The organism is Blautia sp. OM06-15AC (genome assembly GCF_003481425.1).
In the GTDB taxonomy this organism is placed as follows: Bacteria; Bacillota; Clostridia; order Lachnospirales; family Lachnospiraceae; genus Fusicatenibacter; species Fusicatenibacter saccharivorans.
In genome coordinates this window covers 1-1099 of record NZ_QULD01000032.1, presented here as the reverse complement: position 1 = coordinate 1099, position 1099 = coordinate 1, and the positions used below count along the sequence as shown (strand labels likewise).

The following is a 1099-nucleotide window of genomic DNA, read 5'->3' as shown; positions in this document are numbered from 1 at the left end:
CTCTGGCACGTCAGGAAAGAGAGTTTGCCAGATATGATCTCGATCTCTCCACAAAGACTATGGCGAACTGGATCATAAACTGTGCAGACAGATACCTGAAACCGCTGTATCAGCTGATGAAAGAGGAACTTCTGGAAAGCAGATATATCCATTGTGACGAAAGCCGGATCCAGGTACTCGGAGAACCGGATCAGAAAGGGACGACCCAGAACTGGATGTGGGTATATCTCACGGATGAATTCAGTGGTTCCCCGCAGATGGTACTCTTCGATTATGAAAGGACCCGTGCGGGATATCATCCTGTAAACTTTTTAGGGGACAGGTTTCATGGGTATCTGACCTGTGATGGATATCAGGCTTATCACAGTTTAGGAGAAGGTATCATAGTAAGCGGGTGCCTTACCCATGCAAGACGACGTTTTGATGCAGCCCTCACAGCATTAAAAAAAGACTTTACAAAAGAACAGCTGAAAGAGACCATTGCATATCAGGCGATGTCAAGGATCGGGATCCTCTATAAGATCGAGGAAATGATCCACAATAAAGCACCGGAAGAAAAATATGAGGAGCGCCAGAAACAGTCCCGTCCAGTTATGGATGCCCTGTTTGAATGGCTGCATACGATGGAAGATTCTGTAGACAGGTCTTCCCTTATTGGTGATGCCATTTTGTATACGCTTAATCAGGAAGCATATCAGAAACGCTATCTGGAAGATGGCCATCTCAGTATAGACAACAACAGTGCAGAACGTGCATTGAAAAACTTTGCAGTGGGACGCCGCAACTGGCTGTTTGCCAAAAGTGTACGGGGAGCTGGTGCCAGTGCCCTTGTTTACAGCATTACAGAAACGGCACTTCTGAACCATCTGAAACCATACGCATATCTGACTTATATATTGGATGAACTCAGAAAAATGGGAGCTTTTCCTAAAGAGGAAGAGTTAAAGAAACTGCTTCCATGGTCAGAAGATCTTCCGGAATACTGCCGTACTAAACTAAAAAAATAATACTAAGCCATCTGATATAGAATTTGGCAGACAGCCAGAAACAGTATCAGATGGCTTTTATAAAATGTCAATATACGGATGATTACCTACTT

General features: G+C 44.0%; 1 protein-coding gene. It reads left to right on the top strand.

Features of this window, described 5'->3' with window-relative positions:
* Window positions 1-1007: IS66 family transposase (gene tnpC, locus DXB83_RS16315; protein ID WP_118697894.1), on the top strand; the 1007-nt coding region annotated here is incomplete at its 5' end.
* Between the last annotated feature and the right edge of the window lie 92 nt (window positions 1008-1099).